The organism is Prochlorococcus sp. MIT2308, assembly GCF_059772345.1.
In genome coordinates, this window is record NZ_CM186283.1 from 887,879 (window position 1) to 907,164 (window position 19,286).

The 19,286-nt window shown below is 36.4% G+C and carries 22 protein-coding genes; 8 read left to right on the top strand and 14 right to left on the bottom strand.

Annotated elements, in window-relative coordinates; translation table 11 throughout:
- Positions 1–2 precede the first annotated feature (2 nt).
- Positions 3–566, bottom strand: a complete 564-nt coding sequence (locus tag AC6EIW_RS05320; RefSeq protein WP_498463328.1) for a DUF3611 family protein — start codon at positions 564–566, stop codon at positions 3–5.
- Between the two features lie 60 nt (positions 567–626).
- Here AC6EIW_RS05320 and AC6EIW_RS05325 point away from each other — a divergent pair, with 60 nt between their 5' ends.
- A complete protein-coding gene (locus tag AC6EIW_RS05325; RefSeq protein ID WP_498521526.1) occupies positions 627–1,547 on the top strand; it encodes a bifunctional riboflavin kinase/FAD synthetase in 921 nt (306 codons plus the stop codon).
- Positions 1,548–1,549: 2 nt separating this feature from the next.
- Here the strand turns inward: AC6EIW_RS05325 and AC6EIW_RS05330 are convergent, their stop codons facing one another.
- A complete protein-coding gene (locus AC6EIW_RS05330) occupies positions 1,550–1,684 on the bottom strand; it encodes a hypothetical protein (protein WP_498521527.1) in 135 nt (44 codons plus the stop codon).
- Between the two features lie 20 nt (positions 1,685–1,704).
- On the opposite strand from AC6EIW_RS05330, the gene AC6EIW_RS05335 reads away from it, so the two are divergent.
- The 5 genes from AC6EIW_RS05335 to AC6EIW_RS05355 all read left to right on the top strand — a co-directional run bounded on the left by AC6EIW_RS05335 (position 1,705) and on the right by AC6EIW_RS05355 (position 4,450).
- Positions 1,705–2,751: a thiamine phosphate synthase gene (locus tag AC6EIW_RS05335; RefSeq protein WP_498521528.1), complete on the top strand. Its 1,047-nt coding sequence runs from the start codon at positions 1,705–1,707 to the stop codon at positions 2,749–2,751.
- The gene (gene thiS / locus AC6EIW_RS05340) at positions 2,748–2,966 is read left to right on the top strand and encodes a sulfur carrier protein ThiS (protein WP_498521529.1); all 219 of its coding nucleotides are present in this window, start codon (positions 2,748–2,750) and stop codon (positions 2,964–2,966) included. The genes AC6EIW_RS05335 and thiS overlap by 4 nt, the downstream gene beginning before the upstream one ends.
- 19 nt (positions 2,967–2,985) lie before the next feature.
- The gene (locus AC6EIW_RS05345; RefSeq protein WP_498521530.1) at positions 2,986–3,951 is read left to right on the top strand and encodes a DUF1517 domain-containing protein; all 966 of its coding nucleotides are present in this window, start codon (positions 2,986–2,988) and stop codon (positions 3,949–3,951) included.
- 127 nt (positions 3,952–4,078) lie between these two features.
- On the top strand, positions 4,079–4,246 hold the full coding sequence (locus AC6EIW_RS05350; RefSeq protein WP_269606593.1) for a DUF8633 family putative protein: 168 nt from the start codon (positions 4,079–4,081) through the stop codon (positions 4,244–4,246).
- 66 nt (positions 4,247–4,312) lie between these two features.
- Positions 4,313–4,450 (top strand): hypothetical protein, encoded by a 138-nt coding sequence (locus tag AC6EIW_RS05355; RefSeq protein WP_498521531.1) that lies wholly within the window; start codon positions 4,313–4,315, stop codon positions 4,448–4,450.
- Here AC6EIW_RS05355 and larB read toward each other — a convergent pair.
- The 6 genes from larB to era all read right to left on the bottom strand — a co-directional run bounded on the left by larB (position 4,447) and on the right by era (position 10,625).
- Positions 4,447–5,094 carry a nickel pincer cofactor biosynthesis protein LarB gene (larB, locus tag AC6EIW_RS05360; protein ID WP_498521532.1) on the bottom strand — a complete coding sequence of 216 codons (648 nt, stop codon included), beginning with the start codon at positions 5,092–5,094 and terminating at the stop codon, positions 4,447–4,449. The genes AC6EIW_RS05355 and larB overlap by 4 nt on opposite strands.
- 2 nt (positions 5,095–5,096) lie before the next feature.
- Positions 5,097–5,552: a TIGR03792 family protein gene (locus tag AC6EIW_RS05365; protein ID WP_498521533.1), complete on the bottom strand. Its 456-nt coding sequence runs from the start codon at positions 5,550–5,552 to the stop codon at positions 5,097–5,099.
- Positions 5,539–6,048, bottom strand: a complete 510-nt coding sequence (ispF, locus tag AC6EIW_RS05370; RefSeq protein WP_498521534.1) for a 2-C-methyl-D-erythritol 2,4-cyclodiphosphate synthase — start codon at positions 6,046–6,048, stop codon at positions 5,539–5,541. Before ispF ends, AC6EIW_RS05365 begins: the two co-directional genes overlap by 14 nt.
- Positions 6,049–6,476: 428 nt before the next feature.
- Complete coding sequence (locus tag AC6EIW_RS05375) at positions 6,477–8,435, bottom strand: acyltransferase family protein (RefSeq protein WP_498521535.1); 1,959 nt, start codon at positions 8,433–8,435, stop codon at positions 6,477–6,479.
- 463 nt (positions 8,436–8,898) lie between these two features.
- Complete coding sequence (gene trmD, locus AC6EIW_RS05380; RefSeq protein ID WP_498521536.1) at positions 8,899–9,678, bottom strand: tRNA (guanosine(37)-N1)-methyltransferase TrmD; 780 nt, start codon at positions 9,676–9,678, stop codon at positions 8,899–8,901.
- A 5-nt stretch (positions 9,679–9,683) separates the two neighbouring features.
- Positions 9,684–10,625: a GTPase Era gene (gene era, locus AC6EIW_RS05385; protein WP_498521537.1), complete on the bottom strand. Its 942-nt coding sequence runs from the start codon at positions 10,623–10,625 to the stop codon at positions 9,684–9,686.
- A gap of 52 nt (positions 10,626–10,677) precedes the next feature.
- On the opposite strand from era, the gene AC6EIW_RS05390 reads away from it, so the two are divergent.
- Complete coding sequence (locus AC6EIW_RS05390; RefSeq protein WP_498521538.1) at positions 10,678–11,190, top strand: sll1618 family protein; 513 nt, start codon at positions 10,678–10,680, stop codon at positions 11,188–11,190.
- A 44-nt stretch (positions 11,191–11,234) separates the two neighbouring features.
- On the opposite strand, the gene AC6EIW_RS05395 is transcribed toward AC6EIW_RS05390, so the two are convergent.
- The 5 genes from AC6EIW_RS05395 to AC6EIW_RS05415 all read right to left on the bottom strand — a co-directional run bounded on the left by AC6EIW_RS05395 (position 11,235) and on the right by AC6EIW_RS05415 (position 17,042).
- A complete protein-coding gene (locus AC6EIW_RS05395) occupies positions 11,235–11,972 on the bottom strand; it encodes a Bax inhibitor-1/YccA family protein (protein ID WP_498521539.1) in 738 nt (245 codons plus the stop codon).
- A gap of 75 nt (positions 11,973–12,047) precedes the next feature.
- A complete protein-coding gene (locus tag AC6EIW_RS05400) occupies positions 12,048–13,025 on the bottom strand; it encodes a PhoH family protein (protein ID WP_498521540.1) in 978 nt (325 codons plus the stop codon).
- 37 nt (positions 13,026–13,062) lie between these two features.
- Entirely contained in the window at positions 13,063–13,395 is a 333-nt protein-coding gene (gene rpsP / locus AC6EIW_RS05405; RefSeq protein WP_498463340.1) for a 30S ribosomal protein S16, read from the bottom strand.
- Positions 13,396–13,482: 87 nt separating this feature from the next.
- Positions 13,483–14,946, bottom strand: coding sequence for a signal recognition particle protein (gene ffh, locus AC6EIW_RS05410; RefSeq protein ID WP_498521541.1), 1,464 nt, complete (start codon positions 14,944–14,946; stop codon positions 13,483–13,485).
- Positions 14,947–14,984: 38 nt separating this feature from the next.
- On the bottom strand, positions 14,985–17,042 hold the full coding sequence (locus AC6EIW_RS05415; RefSeq protein ID WP_498521542.1) for an IMS domain-containing protein: 2,058 nt from the start codon (positions 17,040–17,042) through the stop codon (positions 14,985–14,987).
- Positions 17,043–17,156: 114 nt separating this feature from the next.
- On the opposite strand from AC6EIW_RS05415, the gene pdhA reads away from it, so the two are divergent.
- On the top strand, positions 17,157–18,233 hold the full coding sequence (pdhA, locus tag AC6EIW_RS05420; protein ID WP_498521543.1) for a pyruvate dehydrogenase (acetyl-transferring) E1 component subunit alpha: 1,077 nt from the start codon (positions 17,157–17,159) through the stop codon (positions 18,231–18,233).
- A gap of 18 nt (positions 18,234–18,251) precedes the next feature.
- On the opposite strand, the gene AC6EIW_RS05425 is transcribed toward pdhA, so the two are convergent.
- The gene (locus tag AC6EIW_RS05425) at positions 18,252–19,193 is read right to left on the bottom strand and encodes an RpoD/SigA family RNA polymerase sigma factor (protein ID WP_498463344.1); all 942 of its coding nucleotides are present in this window, start codon (positions 19,191–19,193) and stop codon (positions 18,252–18,254) included.
- Positions 19,194–19,286: the final 93 nt, after the last annotated feature.

Consider the following 19,286-nt stretch of genomic DNA (forward strand, 5'->3'; position numbering starts at 1 on the left):
TCTCATTTTTTCCTATAAATCCTCTGTAGTAACCACAAAGAAAAAATCAAACCTATTAAATGAGCGAATAAAACTTGTGTATTACTTAAAACAGAGAGCATTTCTAAAGAGGTAATTGGATAATTTTCCATTGCCCTCATTCCTGCACCTATGGATATTCCCGGAGCTTGCATTGAGGCTTGAACAAATAAAGCACCTGCCAAGGATTGATATCCAACCGACGAAAAAACTAATCCCACCAAATCGACAATCAAACCTCTCTTAAGTAATCTGCTAGTTTCTCCTCGTCCCGGTCTTGCCTCACTATCGAGGGATCTCCCAGTCTTTACGATTAACCACCCTTGCCAAAGGCTAAATAGCAATAAAATAAAAGCCAATGTCGTGAGAGACAAACCTGGACCTAGTCCCAATGCTCGCTCTGAATTTCTGGCTAAACTACTCCCAACATTGTTGAACAACAAAACGCCCACTACTACGACACCCAAAATTGTTTGAATCCAAAATCGAATCCAACCAATTCTTCTCATTCCCAAAGAAAGCAATTGAAAGTCACGTTGATCTGCCATCACGATGTATAAGGCGACAATCCAAATTTGCCATCTAAGCACAAAAATTGCACGCTTATCTTGATCCCTCTCTATGCTCCTGAAAACGCGAAACTACCAACTGCACTGGCTTTGGGTAGTTTCGATGGCCTGCATTTAGGTCATAAAAAAGTAATAAAAGCTATCTTAAATGAGCCTATTGGGATACCAACGGTTGTGAGCTTCTGGCCTCACCCACGCGAAGTTCTTTTTGGAGAATCAAGATTAAGATTAGATTTACCAAATGAAAAAACATCTTTACTCGAGCCACTTGGAATCGAGCAATTAGTTTTAGTTCCATTTAATAAAACTCTTGCCTCTAAAAGTGCTGAGACATTTGTAAATGAAATTCTTGTAAAAACCCTTCAAGCTAAACACATATCAGTTGGGGAAAATTTTAGGTTTGGTCGTAAGAGAGAGGGTGATGTGTCTACTCTTAAGAGAATTGGAGCATCTCTGGGAATCAAAGTTTCTATCATTCCAATTCTTGAAGATAATGATGGAAGACTAAGTAGTAGCAGGATACGCAAAGCACTGAAAGAAGGTGATTTAAAACATGCCAAGTATTTATTAAACCGTCCATATAGCTTCACCGGAAAGGTGGAGAAAGGTAGGGGTTTAGGTAAAAAAATTGGATGGCCAACTGCAAATTTAAAAATAGATGGGCGAAAATTTCTTCCATCATTAGGGGTTTATGCAGCTTGGGCCTCCATAACAAACGAAAAAGAACGCTTCTCAGCTGTTATGAATATGGGACCTCAACCGACTATCGATCCAAACTCATTATCAGCAGTAGAAGTTCACCTACTTGATAAGGAAATCAACCTTTTAGGACAAGAATTGACTATTGAACCAGTACAAAGAATTCGGCTTCAAAAAAAGTTTGAAAATATTGAAGAACTTAGTAAACAAATAAGTATTGATGCCATATTGGCAAAAGAAATTTTGACAAGCACCCTCTAAATCTAAGTAATTGCGGGATAAGCATTAGACAATCCCCACACAACAAATAGACCTATGCCTCCTAGCAAAAATACGCCCCAAATAAGCACTGCCATATTGTTCTCAGAATCATTTTCCACAATAAAATTTAAATGCATATCATCTAATAAAGGATGACATGAAATCAATGACTGTCACCCCTCCATCTGATAATCGTATTGCTCAATTGATTGACGCCAACCTTGATCGGGCTAGGGAAGGGCTTCGAGTTATGGAAGATTGGTGCAGATTTGGTCTTAAGAGAAGTGATTTATCTATTAAAATCAAAGATTGGAGGCAACAATTAGGAGTCCATCACCACAATATCTATAGAAAAGCAAGACTTACCTCAAACGACCCAGCCATGGGAGTTTCACATCCGTTACAAAAAGTCAGATCTACCCCTAAGGCTGTATTTATTGCAAACTCATCCAGAGTTCAAGAAGCCTTGCGAGTAATAGAAGAATTTACTCGCTTAACAGATCCGAAGCTTTGTGAAATTGCCACCAAAATTAGATACGAAACTTATGAGATCGAGATAAAAGTGATTAATACGACTGAAGGTATGTATAAAAGACAAGCCTTAAAAGATTGTTACGTATATTTAATTACTTCGAACAGGAAAAACCTCGAAGAGATAGTTCTTGAAGCTCTTAAAGCCGGTGTAAAGATAGTTCAATACAGAGAAAAGTTTTTAAGTGATTTTGAAAAAATTTCTCAAGCGAAATGCATAGCATCTCTTTGCAAAAAATACAATTCACTTTTTATAGTCAATGACCGAATCGATATTGCCCTTGCTGTTGATGCTGATGGGGTTCATTTAGGCCAAGAAGATATGCCAACAAAAATCGCGAGAAAGCTTCTAGGGGATGAAAGGATCATTGGTCGAAGTACTCACTGCCTTGAAGACATAAAAAATGCAGAGGATGAGGGCTGTGATTATATTGGTATTGGGCCAATTTTTTCCTCTGAGACAAAGAAACAACTAATTCCAATTGGAATTGACTACCTTCGAAAGGCATCAACTCAAACTACTCTACCCTCATTTGCTATTGGTGGAATCAATAGCTCTAACATAAAAAAATTAAACCAGGTCAACAATCTTCGTATCGCAGTTTCAGAGGCAATCATTAATTCAAATGACCCCTTTTTAAAAACTGAGGAGCTTCTTAAATTCTTAAAATGAACTTGAAAATTAACGGAGAAAATAAAACTTTTGAAAACACCGAAGCAAACTCTCTACTAGAGGGTTTACTTGAGTACTTAGGTTACAAACCCCAATTAGTTGTTGTTGAGTTAAATGGTGCCATTATCAACCCAAAAGATTGGATCAGTACAAAAATAAAAAATGGCGATTGCCTAGAGGTTGTGACAATTGTTGGCGGTGGTTCCTACAGTTAATTAATTCCGATAAAAATAAGTGTTCGATTTTACTCGCTTTAACTGGTTTACAAGAAAAAGATTTTTCTCTTTTCTGGTTATTTCATCATTAATTTCGTCTTTCTTATTGATGAATCCAAGCTTGGCGTCAGCGGCCAGTGGAGGACGAATCGGTGGTGGAAGTTTTCAGGCACCTACTGCACCACGAAGCCAAAATTACGGAGGCTATGGAGGGAATAACTTTCGAGGCTATGGAAGTGGCTATAGAGGCGGTGGTATTGGTTTTCCTTTCTTACTGCCGATATTTGGCATTGGTGGTGGTGGGATTTTTGGTTTTTTAATACTTATGTCAATCGTTGGTGTGATTGTTAATTCAGTTAAAAACACTTCAAGTTTTTCCAATCCAAGCAATAGCTCAATTGTTTCTCAATCAGCAAATCCATCCAAAGTATCTTTGATACAGTTTCAGATTGGTTTATTAGCAAGTGCAAAGGAGATTCAAATAAAGCTTAGAGAGCTAGCTTCCCAAGCCAACACTTCAACTTCATCTGGTCTTCAAAGAATTCTTCAGGACACAACTCTCTCCCTACTGAGGAAGCCTGAGCTGTGGGTCTATTCAAATATAGAGACAGGCTCCGTTCCATTTGCCTTAGCAGAATCAACATTTAATCGGATATCAATAACTGAAAGAAGCAAGTTAAAAGCAGAACTCACTTCAAACTTCTCAGGTCAAATAAGCAAATCAACAAACAATGAATCCAATCCTGGTGATTCCGATCTAACAAATGAATACATCGCAATTACTATCCTTGTAGCGACCAAAAAGAACTTAAAACTAAACAACTCAACTAACAACGAACAAATTACAGAGGCTTTGAGAGTAATTGGGTCAATACCATCAAACGAACTAATCGCTTTAGAAGTTATCTGGCAACCCGACGGAGAAGGAGAGTCTTTGACAGAAGAAGAGCTAATTACTAAATACCCAAATCTTAAACATTTATAAAGTCAGTACGCAAAGTAACCAAAAACCTGATTTCTTTATATTGTTTTCATCTTATTTACGTAAACAAGCTACAAAAAACATACAAACAACAGTTAGCATTCCATGACAGTTATTCACAGAAATAGAAGTGTCGGCTTCTTCGCAACCTGAACCTCGTTCAATGAAATGGGAAAGCTCCGGAGAGCTTGCTCAAAGAGATCTATCGGAATTAGTAACTCGTCTTCTTGATGTTGAATCGAGCAACAACAGTGATGAGTTAACAAGACTTGGTAGCAAATATGACGAAGAGTCTTAAGTCTATTAATTTTCTCTTGCGCTACTGGAGTTAATAACTCAACTTAGGAGAAAGAAAAAAGTTTTAATGAGAAGAAAGACTATTCAATGGATAAATACTCCTGTTATTACTGAAGCTATCTTCCGATATGAGAAGGGTTTACTTCCAAACTCAATGAAATTATGGTTGGAACAAGTCCTAGAAATAGACACACATAAAGACTAAGCTTTCAAAATTCTAATTGCAGCCATCGCAGCGCCATAACCATTATCAATATTCACCACCACTAATCCTGGAGCACAACTTGCAAGCATCCCCTCCATAGCGGTTTTACCACCACCACTAATACCATAGCCAACTGAGACAGGAAGTCCGATGATTGGCTGAGGTATTAATCCTGCGAGCACCGTAGGCAAAGCTCCCTCCATGCCGGCACAAGCAATCACTACTTTTGCTAATTTTATTTCTTCAAGTCTCTTTAGCAGCCTATGAAGTCCTGCGACACCAACATCAATCAATAATTTAGTTTTTATTCCATGCACGTTCAAAGCTATTTCAGCCTCTGACGCCACTCCAACATCACTTGTCCCTCCGGTCAAAATAATTACTTCTTCCCTAAAAGAAGTAGATTTTTTAAACTCCCCCATAGTCAAACAACCTGACATTTCATGAAATTCTGCAGAAGGAAATTCAACTAAAAGTTTTTCTGCTTTCTCTTTGGAAAGTCTTGTGACCAAAGCAGTTTCAGACTCAAGTTGATATTTATTCAATATTTTAGAAATTTGTTCAATTGTTTTATGCTCCCCCCATATGGCTTCAATTACACCCAGTCGACTTTGCCTCTGAAAATCAATAATTGATTCATTCATCTTTACTCAGGATTTAATTCCCCTTCAAAAATCAATGGAAAAGGATTTCCACTGCTTACACCTGTTTCCTCTCTCGCAATCTTTTCGAAATCCTGCTGGACTAGATTTATCTCTGCCTGAGAGATGTTTTTCCAAACTTCTCTTGATTCCCAACCAATCAATAAAGTTGCTTCCTCAACCTTAGGATCCCAAAAAAGTTGGCGTCCTAAAAAACCATCTTGTTTCAACAACCATGGTTCCCAACTTCCTTGCTCAGCTTTTAACCAAGCATATTTAAATTTTTTTGGAACATCAAGCTTGAGGTGCTCGACAATAGATTCCTTTGGGAAATTCAATTTCAATAAAGACTCAGCTTGAATATCTTTCACGTTTCCAAAAATAGTAGATAGAAAAATCAAACTCAGAAAAAGGAACCTAAATATTTTTTCAAAAAAATTTTTCTTTCTATTTTTTTTCATTTCTTTGCATCAAAACAACTGCATGACAACATATACCCTCCTCTCTTCCCTCAGCACCTAATTTCTCATTTGTAGTTGCTTTGACTCCTACATCATCAATCTCAACTCCTATTTTCTTAGATATTTTCTCCTTCATTAAGTCAATATAAGGTTTTAATTTTGGCCTTTCAGCGACAATAACTGAATCAATATTTTGAATTTGCCAACCTTTCTTCTCAATTAATTCCATTACTTGTTCAAGAAGAATCAAACTATCTGCATTTTTCCATTTAGGGTCATCTGGAGGGAAATACTTTCCAATATCACCCAAAGATAATGCCCCTAGTATGGCATCCATAATTGCATGAGTAAGAACATCTGCATCACTATGCCCATCAAGGCCTAAGCCTTCAGGATGGTTTAACTTGACACCGCCAAGAATCAAAGGTCGACCAGGAACCAATCGGTGCATGTCATAACCGTTGCCAACACGAAGTTGTGGAAAGGTGTTGCTCATATCTCTTTTCTCGCAGTAAGTTTGAAGGGATCCAAAATAGTCATCATCAATCTGTAACTAATCTGTAATTCCATATGGATACTCAATTTGCTTCAAGTTATTGTATCTTTTCCCTATTTTACTTCTTTTTGGTGACTAGTAACACCAAATATCCTAAATCTTTTTTTGTTTCTCACTTTCCTCAAGAAGTTGGTATCTCTTCCGACTCAAATATCCAATCAACCTAATACCCAATTTTTTCATATCCCCTGAAATTATTTCTAATATTGGGTTAAATAGAGATAAGACCTTTTATTATGGTTTATCTCTTTGATTATTAGTTCTGTCTAAATTGATCAAAGATTATTCCTAAATCTTTATATGTAAATTGCTATATAATAATTCATCTTTTAATGTATTCAACTTTTATAAATAATTGCTTATTAAGTTTAAATATCTATTTTATGATGCAATAGGAATTCCCTAAAATTACTAGACAGTCTTTCGGAAAATTCTTGAGAGATATGATTATTGTCTACCATTATCACTTTATCATTGATATCTTTGTAAGAATAAAAACCTTGCCTTAATACCATATACTCTTTAGGATCCCAAATATAAACGTTATTATTGTTGGACTTCAAAAAATCAAACAATAAATCCTGAGAAAGACTTGTTGCATTATCTTGTTTTATACTCACATCACAAGCATTCCATTTGAATATCTTATCCTGAAGAATACAAGTATCTACAGAGGAAATTGTTTTAAGTAGTGGTACATCTTTTATAAGTATGACCTTAACTCCTCTAATATCTAATTCTTTAATAAGTTTATCATAATTTATTTTAGCATTAACTAACTTATCATCTTCTGTATTTCTTAAACGTGTCGATACATGAGTATCCCTATATTTATTCAAATAACCTTTATGAAAAGAAATAGTAACAACATCATCAATTCTAGAATGCTTTATTAATGTCTTAACAGTAGGCGATATTTCTATATCTTTAGTTTTATCATAGAACAAAGAAGGAAAATCAGTTTTAGATTGAGAATTTATAAACCCGATCTCATATTTACTATCCTTAAGCGCCTCCCGAAGCATAAAAATAAATTGGGCAGCATGTGAGTCTCCAATAAGGAAGAAACGTCTATTTTTAGGCTTTACTCTTTTGGTTTTTAGACATTCTTCATAAGGTGATTGCAATTTGGATATTGACTCAGAACCATGACAATTTATATAATCCCATGATCTGTCTTGAGTTTTAAATCCTATTAATCTTGGAAAATATAAGAAACTTGCGTAAAGAGATTGAATTCGTATAGGTATTGCTACTAAAATAATAGCCAAAAAAGCAAAAAGAAATGTTTTCCATTGTGGCAGGTTAAACTTTTTATTTCTATATCTAACCTCTATTAAATTATAACTACTTATAGAAAGAATTAGAATCAATATCAGCTGAAATGGCAATGTTATATAATTTATACCTATTGTCCAACGACTTATAGCAAGTACAGCCCAATGCCACAAATAAAGAGAATATGATATTTTACCAATAAAAAGTACTAGATTATTGGTAAACAAGGAAAATATAAGCGTATCCTTTTTAAAAGAAGTAATCAATAAAGCTGTCAATAATACGATACTAATTGTTGATAAAGATGCATATTTACTTGGCAAGTAAAACACACAAATAATTATCAAGAAAATTAAAGATGAAGGAATTTTATTTAATCCTAGTCTTGATAAATGATCAGTTTGTCTATAAAGATATAGAAGACTTCCTGTTGACATCTCCCAGAATCTAGATGTCATAAGAAAATAAGCTGCAGGCTGATTTGTAGGGTATAGATAAATGAAACTGATTAATGATGGTATTGAAAAAAAATAAAGTAGGATGGATAAATTATAAGAACCTATTTTAGTACTTCTATTAAAACCTGAGAGATATACTAAGATAGGAAATATAAAATAAAATTGTTCCTCAACTCCTAAAGACCATGTATGAGTGAAAGGGTTAAGAGCTGTATTTTCAGAAAAATAGTCTGTTGATTCTTTATAAAGATAAATATTGGATAAACCCGCTAAAGCTGAAAGAGCAGTTCTTAATGTTATTCCAGGTAGTGCATTAAATAAACAAATTATAATACTTGTTATAAGAATAAAAGTTATAAGAGCAGGCAAAAGTCTTTTAATCCTTCTCTCGTAAAAATTCAGAATGAATTCCAAAAAACTTTTACTATCTTCCTTCCTAAGAGAAGAAGTTATTACATATCCTGAAATCACAAAAAATATATCTACACCTAAATATCCATTCGGCAAAATCCCTTTGTTAAAATGGTTGATTATTACCGCTAAAACAGCTAACGCTCTCAAACCGTCAATTTCTGGAAAATAACGTTTCAATGATAAACAGCATTAGATTAAGTTAGTGTAGCTAGTATATATAAATTAGCTGCATATATAAATTGGTTAGTATATATAAGCTTAGTTAGTATAACTTGATTAGCCGTAGAGAGCTTACTGATGGTTTATTACTGATACCATCATGGATTATCAAATACCATCTACCAGATTTACTTGTTGCCCTCCTGTATATAAACGCACCCTATCCTCGTATATTGGGGTTTTATCCAAGAAAAAATTATATTCTCCTTCGTCTCTATTTGGTGATACTTCCTTTGCATTTTTAATTGCATCTAATGCAACTTCTAAATCTTCGTGTTTATAACCAGCAGCAGTTAGTAATGTTTTTGCTGCATCTAAAACAGATGGATTTTTGTAATCCTACTGTAATTTGTAATTTTTAATTGTCGTGTCTCCCACGATGATCTGTAACTCACTTATTCCGCCAGAAATCGAGTTGTAGTCACCAATCGGGGTAAATGTCGTATTCGTTGCCTATTCGTAAGCTCACTTCAGTTCTCAATAATGAACTTCTCTTATTGAATGATAATTGGTCGTGCTTCCAAAGTTCGAACAAATCGGGTCTACGGGACTGTGTCCTAATTTCACTTTGCTTTTGCCTCCATTCTTTAATTAATTTATGGTTACCACTTAGAAGGACCTCAGGAACTTTTATACCTTTGAATTCTGAAGGTCGTGTGTATTGCGGATGTTCTAAAAGAAAATCATTGTGACTTTCTTCTTCTAATGATTCGGCACTGCCTAAAGTTCCAGGCAAAAGACGTGCTACTCCATTAATAATAGTTATTGCAGGAATTTCTCCACCAGTAAGAACAAAGTCTCCAATTGAAATTTCTTCATCAGCAAGAGACCGAATCCTTTCATCAAACCCCTCATAGCTGCCACATATCAATATGAGTTGATCTACTTTTGACCATCTAGAAAAATCAGATTGAGATATTTTTCTACCTTGTGGAGTCATCAAAAGTATCCTTTTTTTATTAAGCTTTGGGATCTCATCCAATACCGAAAAATAAGGTTCTGGCTTCAAGACCATTCCAGCGCCTCCGCCGTAGGGTTCATCATCAACTTTTCGATAATTATCTATTGCATGGTCACGAGGATTGTGTATATGAATTGATGCGATCTTCTGTTCAAATGCCTTTTTTATAAGTCCATGATCAAAAAAATTTTTAAATGCTTCTGGGAAAAGGCTTACTACATCGAACCTAAATTTACTCATATAAATCAGCTCCCTTCATAACCAAACTCATTAAGCCGAGTAGATTTGCTTCTCCAATCAGGAACAACTTTAACAAACAATTCCAAATAGACATTTCCATTAATTAAAGTTTGAATTTGCATCCTTGATTCCCGACCAATTTTCTTCAACATGCCCCCCCCTTTACCAATTAGTATCCCTTTCTGACTTTTTTTCTCAACACAAATAGTTGCAAGAATTCCTGTTCTTGATTTCTGTTCAGATTTTTTTTTCGGTGGTATATCTACAATTTTATCAATAGAGACTGCAACACTATGTGGTACTTCTTCGCGAGTGTTGATTAAAACTTGTTCTCTGATAAATTCAGCCATCAAAAACTTCTCAGGATGGTCGCAAGTCATATCACTTGGATATAGCTGAGGTCCCAAAGGCAGTTTTTCTTCTATTTCACTTATTAAATCATTACATCCCTTGCCTGTAAGTGCACTACAACAAAAAACTGGCCAATTTGTACCCTCAAAAAAGTCTAAATATTCTTTCTTTCGTTCTTTAAATTTACTCAACTGAACAAGATCCCATTTATTCAAGGCAACAATCACTGGGATTTGTAAATTTCTAATCAAATTTAAAATAAATGCATCCCCCTTACCTGGAGAGTGATTGGCTTCAAAAATAACTAAAACTGCATCTACCTCTCCAATAGACCTCTTGGCACTCTGAACAAGTCTTTCACCTAATAAATGATGGGGTTTATGAATACCAGGAGTATCTACAAAAATAATCTGCGACTTTTCATTTGTAAGTATTGCTTTTAATCGATTTCTGGTGGTTTGAGCAATAGGTGATGTAATTGCTATTTTCTCACCAATAAATTTGTTTATGAAAGTTGATTTCCCAACATTGGGTCGACCTATTAATGCAATAAATCCTGACTTAAAATCCTGTTTATTTAAATCTCCTAAAGACATTTTTTTCTCTCTACGATTATCTATAGCCTTACTCTAAAAGAGCAATAAAACCATGAATGAAAAGAAACCAACTTTTAAAGAGGCAATGCAAGCATCAATGCTTTGGTGCAAAAGCTGGGAAAATGATGAAATAAGTGACGAAGTGATTTCTGATCGTATCGGCGAGCTTATCAAAACGGTTGAGGGCGCAAGAGGATTTTTTGTTGTAAGCCTCTCAATAGATTGCCCTTTAATGGATAGATGTCCTGATGCATTAATTTTTCAATTAAGAAGTTCTGGAGAAATTGTTGTTGACTTAACCGTGAAGAATCTTGCTATGAGTTCAGCGATGATAATTACACATCGAAATAATAGAGATCCACAAGAAATTCAATCAAAGAGAATAAAAATTCGGTGTATTGAATTACTCAAACTCTTAGATTCGACTCAGGTAAAAAAACGTTTAGATGTATTACTTGAAGGGACAAAAGGGAATGGAACGGACTTGAAGTTTCTAAATAAATGGGGTTATAACGATGAACAAATCAATGCAATATCAGAAAGTATTTATCAAGTTGCAACATAAAAAAAGAGCCTTTCGGCTCTTTTTTTATGTTTAATTTATTAGCCTCAGTCTCTTCTGCCACCACCCTGAAGAGCAATAATCAGACGAAGAACGAAAACAAATAAATTTATGTAAGTTAGATACATTCCTAATGCTCCAGCTAAATACTGTTCATCGTTATATCTTCTTGGCATTGTGTAGAAGTCTACAAAAGACATAGCAACAAAAAGAACTGTTCCAAAGCCAGCAATCATTAATTCAAATCCACTGCCTCCAAACATCCCTGGAGCAAATAAACCACCAATAAATTGGAAAACCATTGCAATAATCAGACCAAGTAATCCAAGACCAACTGCGCCTTGCAAAGCTTGACCGACGTTATCACTCATTTTTCTTCCAACTGAGGATGCAATCACGAAAGTAATTCCAGTAGCAAATACAGCTGTTCCTATCGCTCCCATGCCTGCGACTTGAATTGCCAAGCCAACAATCCCGCTTAAAGTGAAACCAGTTAATAAACTGAATCCGGTCAGTAGTGGAAGTGCTTTTGAATTATTTGCGTTGTTGGCAGCGCTGCTAGCCATAAAAAATAAGACTATTTCTGCAATAAATGCGACTAGAAATAATGGACCAAATAATGGATTGTTAGTGGCTTGTAAAGAAAGTCCGCCTAAGACACCTAATCCAGTTAAAGCCATTCCTCCACCTACATAAGGCAAGGCTTTATTAACTACATTTGGGCCAATAAGTGCACTTGATTGTGCTTCACGAATAGCTTGTTGAAAATTGCTGTTTGCTGGCATGATGCACCAGATAATTATTAATACCTATATTGGCATAAAAAAAATAAGTCTTCATAAATGTGAATGCGGATCACCCTATTGTCTTTTTTTATCAAGTTCAGCATATGCATCAACAACACTTTGAACCAAAGGATGTCTTACTACATCGGCAGATGTAAGCCTGCAAACTGAAATCCCATCAACGTTTTCTAGCAAATCTGCTGCTTCAATTAGTCCACTCATCTGTCCGAATGGTAAATCCACTTGGGTTGCATCTCCTGTTACGACCATTCTTGATCTTTCACCAAGCCTTGTAAGCACCATTCTCATTTGTGCTGAAGTCGTATTCTGGGCTTCATCAAGTATTACAAAAGATTCTTCTAAAGTTCTTCCTCGCATATAAGCCAGTGGAGCAACTTCAATAACGTTTTTTTCTAAAAGCAAATTAGTTTTTTCTTGTCCGAGCAAAGAGTGTAGAGAATCATATAAAGGTCTTAAATAAGGATCTACTTTTTGTTGTAGGTCACCTGGCAAAAAACCCAATCTTTCTCCAGCTTCAACTGCAGGTCTTGTCAAAATAATTTTCTCAATTTTTCTCTCTGTAAGCATTCTCACAGCAAGTAAAGTTGCTAAGAATGTCTTGCCTGTTCCTGCAGGGCCTAAAGCAAAAGTAAGATCACTTTTTTCCATCGCTTCTACATAAATTTTTTGTCTAATTGTTCGTGGCCGTAAAAGATTTCCTCTCTGACTTCTTGCTAAAACTTTATTTGTTGATTTGGCGTGATCATTGCTTTTTCCAATATCTAATGCCCCAGCTGCAGCATGTAAATCGACGGTGGAGACAATTTGTCCTTCTTGCCAAATTGGTCTCACCAATTCAACAATTGCTGCTGCTCTCTCTAATTGATAACTATTACCTTTTATTTCAAGTTGTAATCCCCTTAAAGAAAAAGATGCTCCAGTTAGAGTTTCCAATCTGTGAAGTGTTGACTGACCAGTCCCTGATAAAGCTGTGGCAGCTTCGGAATCGGGAAGATCTATACAAAAGCGACCTTCAGTGGTTGCTTTAGACATAAATTTTCTTGAAGTTATTTATGGTCATCCAAACTTCTTAATCAGAAGTTTCCGATGCAGCTGCATCTTTTTTCTTTGCTAATCTCTCTTTTTCTTGTTTTTGCTTACCTAAAACCTCTGCTGGTCGAACTTTCTTCTCAAGAAGACCTCCTTTTTCTAATAATGTTCTTACTGCATCAGTAGGCTGTGCACCTTGTCCTAGTCGCGTTCTTAAAGCCTCAGTATCTAATCTTGTTTCTTTGGTTCTTGGATTGTAAAAGCCTAGTTCTTGCAGCGGGCGACCATCTCGCCTTGATGTGCTATTGCATGCAACTAGACGAAAACTGGATTCACGCTTTTTACCAAACCGCTTTAGGCGGAGCTTGATCATCTTTTATTTATTTGTAAGTGGATTGAACTCAGAGGTTCTTCAAATTAATAATACTCCACGGATGATTAATTTAGCCTTTTGTAATCGCTAAAGATCACCAAAGCCTTTCTTTTTCTTAACTGGTCTCTTTCTTCGGGGCGCCGAACCAGAGCCTCCTCTTCCTTTCTTTGATTGATATGGATTACCTCCTGATGCGGGCATACCAGAAAGTCCTCCCATTCCAGGAAGGCCTCCTTCCATGCCAGGGAGTCCGCCTCCAGTAGACATTTGCTTCATCAAACCTCTCATCCTCTGAAAATCAGCGAGGACCTTGTCAACGTCTGCTGTTTGATGACCACTACCACTGGCAACTCTTCGACGTCTTGAAGGTTGTGCTGCTAACAATTCAGGTTTATTTCTTTCCTCTTCTGACATTGAACCAATCATTGCCTCGATTTTTTTAAGTTGATCTTCACCACTTTTAATCATTCCATCATCAATTTTATTCATCCCAGGAATCATTTTCAGCAAGCCCCCTAATGAGCCCATTCGCTTTATCATCCTCATCTGCTTTACGAAATCTGAGAAATCAAAAGTTGCTTCTTGAAGCTTCTTTTGCATGATTTCTGCATCAGCAATTTCAACTTCTTTCTGTGCTTTTTCAACAAGAGTTAAAACATCACCCATTCCTAAGATTCTGCTAGCCATCCTCTCGGGATAAAAAGGTTGCAATGCCTCAACCTTTTCTCCGGTACCTATAAATTTGATAGGTTTCCCACTGATTTTTCGAATAGAAAGAGCAGCACCACCTCTCGAATCTCCATCTAGTTTTGTGAGAACAGCTCCTGTTATTCCAACTTTTTCATGAAAGCTTCTAGTAATATCCGCGGCCTCTTGGCCAATCATTGAATCAACTACCAACAAAACTTCATCTGGTTGAACGGCCTCTTTAATTCGAACCATTTCACCCATCATTTCTGTATCAATTTGAAGCCTCCCTGCAGTATCAACTAGCAAAGTGTCAAATCCCTCTTCTCTGGCTTTCTGCAAACCTTTTCTTGCAATCTCTTCTGGCTTGAGATTGGAACTTAAATTAAAAACCTCTACATCAATTTGATTTCCCAGAGTTACTAATTGATCAATAGCTGCTGGCCTATATGTATCAGCAGCTACAAGTAATGGCTTTAGATTTTTTTCTTTAAGGAGCAATCCAAGTTTTGCTGTGGCTGTAGTTTTACCAGCCCCCTGAAGGCCAGCCATTAAGATCACGGTTGGTTTTTCATCTGAATTAACCAAGGGATCATTCTCTCCCCCCATGACATTTACAAGTTGTTCATGAACAACTTGAATAAATTTCTGGCCAGGATTTATACCTCTTACAACTTCCGTACCAACTGCCTTAACTCTAACTTCTTCGATAAATTCCTTTACAACAGATAAACTGACGTCAGCCTCTAGGAGAGCTCGCCTTACTTGCTTAAGAGCTTCATCAACATTTCCCTCCGAAATCTTAGCCTCACCCTTAAATGCCTTTACGGCATCTTCAAATTGGCTGGATAGTTCCTCAAACATTTTCTTAGAGTTTCAGAATTAATTTTTAAGTTTTATTTTTAATTACCACTAATATAATCAACTAATTGCCAGTTATTTTTATTCTTACCTATTATATACTTTACTTTTAAAGAAGGATAAACACTTGACTCAATAATATCACCAGAAGAACTAATCTTTTTATCTTCATATTTCATTTCAACATTTGCTTCTATTCTTTTATTTGTTTTTTTAACAATATCAATTGAAGTTATTTTCGCATCAATGATAATTTTTTGGCCTAAAGTATTATATTTATTCCTTCTTTGAATTTCTATATTATATAGGTTAGGAGAAGCGACAGAAGAGAGGATTTTACTTTCCAAACCACTCAAAATATCTGCTTTTCCCTTTAACCATGATTCAATAAGAAATTTAATTTCTTGATCTGTAGGAGAGGGCGAAGTAAGAGGAACGGATTTATCAAAATCAAACTTTTCTTTATCATTAAATATTTTAGTTGAAACACTATCATTGTTTTTAATATCCTCTGGTTTAACAATTTCAGAGGTCGAAAGTTTTTTGAGATTAGTAGTTCCTGATGGTTTTCTCTGTGTGAGTGTCCCAAAGCTTATCCCCATAATAAATAAAACGATAAATGCAAAAGCACTTGTAAAAATTGGTCGTTTTGATAAGAAGGATTTGAAATCTAATCTATTGATCAATTCAGTAATTAGATAATATTTTGAAAATATATTTTTAAATATATCGGTTTCCAATAAAGCTTCTTTGCTTTGCAATCGTGATTTAAAAGACTTTTCTTTCAAAACGTCATCTAAAGACCCACCTGGCATTGGTAAATCAGCTTCTTCTTCATCCAAGTTTAATAATGAATTATTCTCAATTTCTTGTTCAGGGGACAAAGAAGATAGGAAAGAAAAGCCTGCTTTTGCAATTGCTAATGCACCTTTTTTTTCTAACTGTTCTACATATAGCTGTACTTCTTGATTAGAGAACCAATCATCAAGATTTACTGCCTGAATTTGAATATCACTAAAACCTACCAACACATCTTTATCTAACCAATTTCTGCAATAGTCACAAAGGGCAGCCAATGTTTCACCTGGATAATTATCTAGCCAATCTTTTAATTTCTCATCTGAACTGCTTCTAAAACGAGACTCTGATTGCTTTACATCTCCCAATAAAAGATCGATACATCCAATTAATGGCATAGGGTCAAAACCATTAATGTTTATATTTCGAAGGTATTTACGTGCCTCTTGCAAAAGTTCTGGTTTTCGATAAGTAAAGCCAGAAGCAATTAAGGCAAAAGCAGCAAGAAAGCCAGCATCTTCTGATCCCCTTCGGTACCAATTCAAGTAAAGTTTTGACTGCTCTTTTGCAGTTAAAAATCTTCTAATTTGGAGGAAAAATAGCTCAAAATCATTTTGATTTAAGCCTGCTATTTTTTCAGAATTTCTTTTCCCTTCAAGTCCGCCCCTTTTGTTAACAAATTCTTCCAACAAAGTCAGACCTTCCTGATGAGATTTATCTCCTTCACTCTCTCTACTTAACAAATCAAGAATTCTGTACGGGAGTAGGGTCTCCAGATCAGACTCAAGGGTTTTTCTTTCCTCAACAAGCTTCCCCATCCTTTGAAGCAACTGAATCCCTTCTTGGAGCAGATCAGCCCCTGAGGCATATCTTCTACATACCTGCTCATCAATAGAGGCGTCTCTACAAGACAAAGCTGCTATTAATGTTAAATCAGACTCTCTGCCACTACCCAAGGCAGGTGCTTGTGGCGGCTGGAGTGCTTTTTTTGCAAGCTTAAAAGCTTGCAGAGAAGAATTTGATTCCCACAAAAGAAGCAATCCTGCCACTTCACGATTTGAAGACAATTCAAGACCTGAAGAGCCCTCAATCAGGGCAAGTTCGTAAGATTGTCGTTCAGAAGGATTGGATAAAAGATCAGCAGAAAGTCTTAGCAGCTCAGCTCTTTGAGCTAAAACTTCATAAGTAAAGCCTTGCTTGGGAGGACGATCTAGCCTTAGCTGAAAAGCCCTGAGGACTTCTTCAGCATTTGCGGAAGGGCTAACCCCCAATAAGCGAAAATGATCAATAGGTAATTCCAATCGCTACTTGGTAATTAGTAAAAAAGCTCTAGGCATCGTAAGGGGTTTTATCCATTTTGCATCCATTGACGCTTAAAGTCTAAAAAGGATTGATACGTGAATATGAACAAAGTCATGACTCACAACAAGGGCAAAAGCAGCCAAGACCCTATTCAGAACAGGGAACACGCAGATAGACTAAGTCATTTAGCTAACACCAAACCCGCTGAAATCAACAGAGAAATTGGTTTAAATCTTTTCAAAGATATGACTTTGGGGAGACGATTTGAAGATAAATGTGCAGAAATGTATTACAGAGGAAAGATGTTTGGCTTTGTTCATCTTTACAACGGGCAGGAAGCAATAAGTACAGGTGTAATTGGTGCAATGAAACGCAAACACGACTGGTTTTGCAGCACATACAGAGATCATGTTCATGCTTTGAGTGCTGGAGTTCCTGCAAAAGAGGTAATGAGCGAGCTATTTGGCAAGGAGACTGGCTGCAGCAAGGGGAGAGGGGGGTCTATGCACCTATTTTCAAAAGAACATCATCTTCTTGGGGGTTATGCTTTTATTGGTGAAGGTATTCCAGTCGCGCTTGGTGCTGCTTTCACTAGCAAATACAGAAGGGAGGCTCTTAAAGAGAATAGTGATTCTGTAACTGCAGCTTTTTTTGGGGATGGAACATGCAATATTGGTCAGTTTTATGAATGTTTAAACATGGCACAATTATGGAAATTACCGATCATATTTGTTGTCGAAAATAATAAATGGGCCATTGGAATGGCCCATGACAGAGCAACTAGTGAAACAGAGATATGGAGAAAAGCTTCTGCATTTGGAATGTCAGGAGAAGAGGTTGATGGAATGGACGTGCTAGCTGTAAGAGGGGCCGCTCAAAGAGCTATAGAGCGGGCAAGAGCTGGGGAAGGACCAACTTTAATAGAGTGTCTTACTTACAGATTTAGAGGCCATTCACTTGCCGATCCAGACGAACTTAGATCTGAGAAAGAGAAGGAATTCTGGGCTAAAAAAGATCCAATTAAAAAGCTAAAAAATGACTTAACTAGTTCTGGATTCGTCTCTGATGAAGAGTTAAAAAATATTGAGAAAGAAATTGATCTGGAAGTTAATGATGCTGTTGAATTTGCTCTAAACGCACCAGAACCTGATCCAAGTGAGTTAACAAAATATATCTGGGCAGAGAACTAAAACTAAAGTAGATAAAATTCAAATTCCACTTGGAAGCTTTCTCGTAAGATTTCTCAATTTTCTTAAAGCTTTTAACTCAACTTGCCTAACCCTCTCACGAGAAACCTGTAACAATCTTCCTATCTCTGCAAGAGTATGTCTTTCATTACCCTCTAATCCAAATCTAAGCCTAATAACGTGCTGTTCTTGTTCGCTTAGATGACTTAGCCATCTTCCAAGTTGCTCTTGATGAATTTTTTGTTCAACTTTATCTAGCGGTTCTTCTCCAGAGCCATCAGCTATTAGATCACCTAAAAAACTACGGCCTTCATCACCATTAACGGGTGCATCAAGACTGCTAGTAGTAAGGGCTTGTCTCAAAATCGAATCAAGTTCCTCTAACTCAATTTCCATCGCCTCAGCTATTTCAATACGACTAGGCATTGCTCCAAGCTTATGAGCTAAGTCCAAGCTGACTTTTCTAATGGTCGCTAATCTCTCACTTAAATGAACAGGTAATCGAATTGTTCTTGACTGACAAGCAATCGCTCTTGTCATGCTTTGCCTTATCCACCAAAAAGCATAAGTAGAAAACTTATAACCACGAGTTGGATCAAACTTTTCTACTGCTCTTTCTAATCCAAGAGAACCTTCTTGGACTAGATCTAATAGTTCAAGACCCTTTCCTTGATATTTCTTTGCAACGCTTACTACAAGCCGAAGATTGGCTTTCATCATTCTTTCCTTTGCCCTCCGTCCAATTCGAATCAATCTTCTTTGATGTGAATTAAATTCTTTGCTCTCCTCCTTAATCTGACCATCCTCGGTAAGGCTCATCATTGTCTGAACCTGATTACCAAGTTCAATTTCCTCGGCTGGCGTTAAAAGAGGAACTCTACCTATGGAAGAAAGGTACCAACTAATTGGATCACTGCTGCGTCGTTTTTGAGATTCAGCAGGCTTGGGTGCAGATGAAACCATTTGTTTCTAGACCCGATTTCAAAGTGATAAGACTTTCCTACAGAAATCGCAAAAGATGCCTGGGTTTCATGAAGGCTTCAGATTCTGTTGACG

Bases quoted from the DNA above. Each gene is read 5' to 3' on its own strand.
- AC6EIW_RS05320 (WP_498463328.1), bottom strand. From the start codon at position 566: ATGGCAGATCAACGTGACTTTCAATTGCTTTCTTTGGGAATGAGAAGA.
- AC6EIW_RS05330 (WP_498521527.1), bottom strand. From the start codon at position 1,684: ATGCATTTAAATTTTATTGTGGAAAATGATTCTGAGAACAATATGGCA.
- AC6EIW_RS05335 (WP_498521528.1), top strand. From the start codon at position 1,705: ATGAAATCAATGACTGTCACCCCTCCATCTGATAATCGTATTGCTCAA.
- thiS (WP_498521529.1), top strand. From the start codon at position 2,748: ATGAACTTGAAAATTAACGGAGAAAATAAAACTTTTGAAAACACCGAA.
- AC6EIW_RS05355 (WP_498521531.1), top strand. From the start codon at position 4,313: ATGAGAAGAAAGACTATTCAATGGATAAATACTCCTGTTATTACTGAA.
- larB (WP_498521532.1), bottom strand. From the start codon at position 5,094: ATGAATGAATCAATTATTGATTTTCAGAGGCAAAGTCGACTGGGTGTA.
- AC6EIW_RS05365 (WP_498521533.1), bottom strand. From the start codon at position 5,552: ATGAAAAAAAATAGAAAGAAAAATTTTTTTGAAAAAATATTTAGGTTC.
- ispF (WP_498521534.1), bottom strand. From the start codon at position 6,048: ATGAGCAACACCTTTCCACAACTTCGTGTTGGCAACGGTTATGACATG.
- trmD (WP_498521536.1), bottom strand. From the start codon at position 9,678: ATGAGTAAATTTAGGTTCGATGTAGTAAGCCTTTTCCCAGAAGCATTT.
- era (WP_498521537.1), bottom strand. From the start codon at position 10,625: ATGTCTTTAGGAGATTTAAATAAACAGGATTTTAAGTCAGGATTTATT.
- AC6EIW_RS05390 (WP_498521538.1), top strand. From the start codon at position 10,678: ATGAATGAAAAGAAACCAACTTTTAAAGAGGCAATGCAAGCATCAATG.
- AC6EIW_RS05395 (WP_498521539.1), bottom strand. From the start codon at position 11,972: ATGCCAGCAAACAGCAATTTTCAACAAGCTATTCGTGAAGCACAATCA.
- AC6EIW_RS05400 (WP_498521540.1), bottom strand. From the start codon at position 13,025: ATGTCTAAAGCAACCACTGAAGGTCGCTTTTGTATAGATCTTCCCGAT.
- rpsP (WP_498463340.1), bottom strand. From the start codon at position 13,395: ATGATCAAGCTCCGCCTAAAGCGGTTTGGTAAAAAGCGTGAATCCAGT.
- ffh (WP_498521541.1), bottom strand. From the start codon at position 14,946: ATGTTTGAGGAACTATCCAGCCAATTTGAAGATGCCGTAAAGGCATTT.
- pdhA (WP_498521543.1), top strand. From the start codon at position 17,157: ATGACTCACAACAAGGGCAAAAGCAGCCAAGACCCTATTCAGAACAGG.
- AC6EIW_RS05425 (WP_498463344.1), bottom strand. From the start codon at position 19,193: ATGGTTTCATCTGCACCCAAGCCTGCTGAATCTCAAAAACGACGCAGC.